The 5,861-nt window shown below is 42.3% G+C and carries 8 protein-coding genes; 1 reads left to right on the forward strand and 7 read right to left on the reverse strand.

What is annotated here, in order from left to right:
- Together VIP81_RS03790 and VIP81_RS03795 are read right to left on the reverse strand one after the other, a co-directional pair.
- A partial coding sequence (locus tag VIP81_RS03790) for a carboxypeptidase-like regulatory domain-containing protein (RefSeq protein WP_331957148.1) occupies positions 1–2,335 on the reverse strand: 2,335 nt, incomplete at its 3' end.
- A gap of 62 nt (positions 2,336–2,397) precedes the next feature.
- On the reverse strand, positions 2,398–3,309 hold the full coding sequence (locus tag VIP81_RS03795) for a FecR family protein (RefSeq protein ID WP_331957149.1): 912 nt from the start codon (positions 3,307–3,309) through the stop codon (positions 2,398–2,400).
- 234 nt (positions 3,310–3,543) lie between these two features.
- Here VIP81_RS03795 and VIP81_RS03800 point away from each other — a divergent pair, with 234 nt between their 5' ends.
- Positions 3,544–3,990, forward strand: a complete 447-nt coding sequence (locus VIP81_RS03800; RefSeq protein WP_331957150.1) for a DUF1569 domain-containing protein — start codon at positions 3,544–3,546, stop codon at positions 3,988–3,990.
- A 36-nt stretch (positions 3,991–4,026) separates the two neighbouring features.
- Here VIP81_RS03800 and VIP81_RS03805 read toward each other — a convergent pair whose 3' ends face one another.
- From VIP81_RS03805 to VIP81_RS03825, 5 genes are all read right to left on the reverse strand, one after another.
- Positions 4,027–4,707 (reverse strand): hypothetical protein, encoded by a 681-nt coding sequence (locus tag VIP81_RS03805; protein WP_331957151.1) that lies wholly within the window; start codon positions 4,705–4,707, stop codon positions 4,027–4,029.
- 17 nt (positions 4,708–4,724) lie between these two features.
- Positions 4,725–4,892 (reverse strand): hypothetical protein, encoded by a 168-nt coding sequence (locus VIP81_RS03810; protein ID WP_331957152.1) that lies wholly within the window; start codon positions 4,890–4,892, stop codon positions 4,725–4,727.
- 91 nt (positions 4,893–4,983) lie between these two features.
- Positions 4,984–5,151 (reverse strand): hypothetical protein, encoded by a 168-nt coding sequence (locus VIP81_RS03815; RefSeq protein ID WP_331957153.1) that lies wholly within the window; start codon positions 5,149–5,151, stop codon positions 4,984–4,986.
- Between the two features lie 93 nt (positions 5,152–5,244).
- Positions 5,245–5,412: a hypothetical protein gene (locus VIP81_RS03820; protein ID WP_331957154.1), complete on the reverse strand. Its 168-nt coding sequence runs from the start codon at positions 5,410–5,412 to the stop codon at positions 5,245–5,247.
- Positions 5,413–5,499: 87 nt separating this feature from the next.
- Positions 5,500–5,670, reverse strand: a complete 171-nt coding sequence (locus VIP81_RS03825) for a hypothetical protein (RefSeq protein ID WP_331957155.1) — start codon at positions 5,668–5,670, stop codon at positions 5,500–5,502.
- Between the last annotated feature and the right edge of the window lie 191 nt (positions 5,671–5,861).

The raw sequence follows: 5,861 nt of genomic DNA on the forward strand, positions 1-5,861 counted from the left end.
GATTAGCAGAAGGGAAGAAGCGCCAGTTGGGTTCTCTGTTCAACAAATCTGAATAATCCAGTTCCTTCCCTGGGGGAGGTTTTAAGCCTGCGAAAGTAGAATCCAATCGGTCATTTACCCTGTTCAGGTTATAGAACTCCGATCTTACACCCCATACCAGTCTTAATTTATTGCCAATCTTATGATCGAACATCGCGAACAACGCATGTAAAGCAGCAGACTTACGTTTAAAATTATCGCCAAACCGACTCACGACTGTCTGTACATTATTCTCCGCACTAAAGGCGCTGCCAAGTGGAAAATAATTTTCATCCTTATTTTCAAACTGTGAACTGGTATTCAGTACAAAAAATATCCTGTCTTTTACCCAGCCGGCATAGCCACCTTTAAATGTATTATCAACATTCACCTTACCCGCATTAAATTTAAAAGGCACGCTTACGGCCACATCCCAATTGTAATTATTTTCCAATGCCCTGCTCCAGAAGCGTAAGGCGCCGTCAGAAAAATTACTGCCTACCGTTTGAATATTGTAATCATTTAAGCCGGCACCGTCCACCTGCTTATAATTAGCCAGCATCATGTGATTATCCGGCTTCTGCCTGTCTAGTTTCATATAGCTGCCTGTCCATTTCAACTTCACACCATTACTCCCCAGTGAATGTTCTCCTTTGAGCTGATTTTGCAGCAATGAAGTTTGCATGGCATTATCAAAGTAACCCAGCGTATTATCAAACCCAAACTTCCCGTTGGTGCCTTTTCCGAATACCAGTTGCTGATCCAGTGTACGCAGGTACAACGACTGAAATCCGATACGGTTCTTTTCATTACGATAGCCTACGCCCAGCATTCCCCCAAGGTTAGTTGTGAATCCATAGCGCTGCCCTTTGAATAACATATTATCCGAAGCGTTGGCCCGCTCTATATTTTCAAAACCTTCTCTGCCGAGAATCGCATCCTGTGTAGCCAATGTATTTCTGTAACTGGCTGATGCTGTTACTCCCCATTGCTGACCACCTCCGGTACGAAATACGTGTCCGAGCGATGCCTGGAAATTAGGCGATACCGGCGCTTTGAATGATGTGACGCCCCAGTTATTACTTAATGGCAGCGATGTTTTGCCAGATTCATCAAATTTCCTGATGATATCATCCCGGTCTTTCCAGTCGAGCGTACCAAACAATTTCCGCTGATCACTCACACTACCCCGGTATTCACTGCCACTCAACGGCAAAGACAAAAAATCCTTCCCGGTTGTTTTATCATTATAACTGGCGCCTACGGCTATATTCAGGAAATTCTCCGTAGGAATATCCAGTGTATTCACTTCTACCAAACCTCCGCCAAACTCCGCACTACGGTCAGGTGTAATTGTTTTCACCACGGTGATGTTCTCTACAATATTGGATGGGATAATATCAAAGCTGAAATTCTTTCTGTTCAGCTCCGTGCTGGGCATTACCTGCCCGTTTAACACCGCCTGATTATAGCGTTCGCTCAAACCGCGCACCACTACATATTTATTATCGATCGTAGAAAGGCCGCTTACCCGCTTCAATACCTCACCGATATTTTTATCCGGCGTACGGGCAATCTGTTCTGCACTGATACCATCCGTGATGGCTGCATTATTCTTCTGCAATGCATACAGTCCTTCTATAGATGCTTTGCGATAGTTACCGGTTACCGTTACTTCTTTCAGTCTGGAGCTGTTGCTTTTCAATACAATGTTGAGCGGTGTGGCGCCATTATCTTTTACAGCGATTTCTGTTATTTTACGTGTTTCAAAGGAAACATAACTGAAAGTAAGACTGTAAGTACCTGCAGGCAACGCAATATCATAAGTACCGTCTACATTGGTCACGGCGCCTTGTCCGCCTTGCACCGCCACGGTTACACCTGGTAATGGTTCATTCTTATTGTCTACCACTTTCCCGGTAATGCGTCCGCCACTTCTGCTGGCACCCTTATTCATATTTCCTTTGCGTAACGTAATCGAATTGTCTTTCGTCAGTTCAATATCAATGGGGGCATTATTATCTATATAATTCAATACTTCCCCTAACGGTGTTCCGGAAAATCTAATATCATTCAACTCACACTGCTGCAAATACTCCGGGTCATAGATGAAAGTATAACGGGTTTGTTGTTGTAACGACTTCACTACTTTAGCGGCATTCGTTCTGCTTAATTGTAACTGTACTTTATCGGTAAGCGATTTATAAGACTGTGCCATGCTCATCAACGGCGACAAGCTGGTGAATAAAACTAACAGAAAGGTCACATGACAAGACACACTTCTTCCTGTACAAAATCCATTTGTAGATTTTTGCATAAGGCGGTACTTTATTTTTATGTTGATGTAAATGATGCGCCCGTCCGGCAGGCGCTTGTTAACTATTTGCTACGTACGTGGAACGTACTATCATCCACCCGGGTAAACGAAATGTTATGCACATATTCCAGTGTTGATAATATCTTTTCCAATGACATGTCCCGGTTGAATTCTCCTGAAATTTTCTTTCTTCCCAATTGCTTTTCTTCCAGTACAATGTTGCAACCATAGCGCTGTTGTAACTTAGCCAACGCATCCGCGAGCAGGGTATTATCGAAATGAATTTTTCCTTTTTTCCAGTCCAGCACTTCATTATTCGCGAAAGTCAGCAGCTGCGGGGCTTTTCCATCTGCATACTGTAACATTTGTCCGGGTAACAATATTTTATTGAAATTGTCTTGCGTACTTACGGCCACCTTTCCTTCCAGTAAGCTCACCTGTATACTGCCATCGGCCTTATTGGCGGTAGCGATATTAAAAACAGTACCCAGCACGGTCGTAGTCAGATTTCCGGTGTGGACCAGGAAGGGGCGCTGATCATCTTTTACCACTTTAAAATAGGCTTCTCCATTCAACCACAGCTCCCGGCGGGTATTATTATAGTCCTGCTGACAAATGAGCGAAGAATGTGTATTTAACCATACCTCACTGCCATCTGCCATGGTGAACAACTGTATATTATTGGTTTTATTACGCAGGGTATCCCATTTTACCGCCAATGGACGTTGAGGTGGATGATGCTGCCACAAAAAGGTAAGCACCGCCACAGCGCCTAATACGGCCGCTGCTGCCCCATACCAAAGCCGATGGACTTTGGGCTTCATCACTATCGGTTCATTTGCCGCGGTCCACTTCTCCATCATAAACTCGTCCAGTAAGGGAGTGTCAGCGCCGGAGAGCCATGCTTCCACAGCGGTGGCCTCCTGTTCTGAGCAGTCTCCTTTAAAATACTTTTCAAGTAGTTGTTTATCCATATCCCTGCTTTGGGTGTTTACAGAGAGAGTACGTTTTAGGGAGAAGGTATTCCTAGTCAGATTTCGGGGTTAACAATTTGGTAATAATGAGGGAGGGGATTTAGGGAGATGTCTTCCGCATGATCTTTCTGCTGGCAGGACTTGCCAACCATTGCGCCCACAGGCAAAAAGCTGTACATTTAACCCACCATTTGCCACTGTTCTATGTAGCATCCTATTTTAAATACCACACACATGAAAACAATATTTGAACAGGCCACCAGGGATGAATTGATCAACAGAATCAATTCCCTCAACGACAACAGCGTTGCACAATGGGGGCAAATGAATGTTTATCAAATGGTGAAGCACTGCCGGATGTGGGAAGAAATGATCAACGGCGACATTACATGTAAACGATCCTTCCTGGGCCGCATCTTTGGCAGACTGGCATTAAAGAACGCCGTAAAAGATGATCGCCCTATGATGAAAAAAGCAGCGGCAAGCCAGGAAGTAATCGTTACAGAACTCAGTGGAGATTTAACAGCCGAAAAAAATAAATGGATATCCCTGATGCAGGGGCATGCACACTTTTCAAACGTTGATTTTATACATCCGTTCTTTGGGAGAATGACGAAAGAAGAGATTGGTTATTTTGCTTATAAACATTCGGATCATCATCTCCGGCAGTTTAATAGCTAGGGGAGGTAGCGCTTTTGGGAAGATATCTACATTACTTCACCAGGCCGTTGTCAGTGATCTGGGGGGCTGTTTAAAGTCCTTCCTACGCACGAGATTCACTTCCTTTCTTGGCATAAAAAACCCTTTGATGACATCAGGATTCCGGACGCAAATCTGAATATGGCTTTTTTCAAATAGCGCGGCACCTGGAAATGCGGGTCCTCCCTCTGTAAATACGCCGCGAGTGGAATCGAATACTTTCAGTTCAGAAAATCCGTGCGCATTCTCATCAGCGTTAATCTGATTGTACATCTTAGCATGCATAAATTCAATGACTGCGCAATCCAAATGTCTTAGAATTTTATCCTTATGACGATCATGAGAAAGATCTGTATTTTGTGGCAATACCCTACCTAACATCGTATCACTTTCCTCCATCATAGTGAAGTAACGAGAGAGTAAGGTTATATATCTGGTATCCAAAAGATCGCAGCAATATCCCAAATAAAGCACAGCACCAACGACGGCGGGATTTTTGATTTCACCACGCCTCTTTTTATCATTAGCCCATTGCAATGCCCGGTCATAGTTATTCTCCCAAAAATACAAACCGTGTCCTAGCCAGTCAAATGGATTTTGACTGATCTTATAGTCATTTGGATTTCGCAAAAGCGCATCTCTTACATTTGCATCACAGCCATGAAAGCCAATGATCAAATTGGGTTTAACATCATACATAAAAATTGATTGATAATTTAGGAGATAGAGGTTATATTGAGGCACTCATATGGCTTGGTATAGTTGCCGTTCTCATCAAGTATCCCTGCCCGAATAAAAGTTTGCAGCGCTTCTTCCCTGGTAACTTTTTCCTTTAAAAGTTCTTCGGCCAATTCCATTAAAACATTATAATCTTTTTCACTCATAAAAATACATTTACGGCTCTCGGCTGCATCAAAGTCACGAAAGCCAATGATCAAATAGGTTCAATCTCGTACATAAGACTTGTGGCTTAATTTAGGAGCTAAGAATTTCATGCAGGCATTCATATGGCGGAGTTAACTTACCATTTTCATCAACTAGTCCTATCCGAATAAGGGAACGAAGGGCCTCTTCTTCAGAAACTTTTTCTTTTCGCAGGCGCTCGGCCAAATCCATTAAACGATGATAATCTTCTTCACTCATAAAAATACATTTTCGGCTCCGGCTGCATCACAGCCATGAAAGCCAATGATCAAATAGGTTTAACATCGTACATAATATTGGAATGCTAAAAAACTAGGAGATAAGAATTTCATGTAGGCATTCATATGGCGGGGTTAACTTGCCATTTTCATCCACTAATCCTATCTGAACAAGTAAACGGCGGACCTCTTCATTAGAACCTTCATCTTTTCGCAGGCGCTTGGCCAAATCCATTAAAACATTATAATCTGCTTCACTCATAAAATAAATTTATACGGCTTTCATCTACATCAAAACCATGAAAGCCAATGATCAAATAGGTTTAGCATAGTACTTAGAATTGAATACTTATGAAGGAACACGGGTTACTTCGAAGCATTTATATGGCTCAGTATAGTTGCCATTTTCATCAAGAATCCCTGCCTGAATGAAGGATTGCAGTGCTTCTTCTTTAGTAACTTTCTTTTTTAGCAACTGCTCAGTAAACTCCATTAAAATTTCATAATCTTTATCGCTCATAAAAAATATATTTACAACAAAGGTACAACACGCTCCAAAAAAACAAGGCTCAGAATGATCTATTTTACTCCATTCCGATAAATCTTTTCACTAAAATTAAACGATCAAATCAGACGTAACATCATACATAAAATTTGATCACCAAAAATCAGGACATCAGAATTTCATGTAGTCCTTCATATGGCGGGAGT

The sequence above is a fragment of the Chitinophaga sp. genome, assembly GCF_036566945.1.
Classification (GTDB): Bacteria; Bacteroidota; Bacteroidia; order Chitinophagales; family Chitinophagaceae; genus Chitinophaga.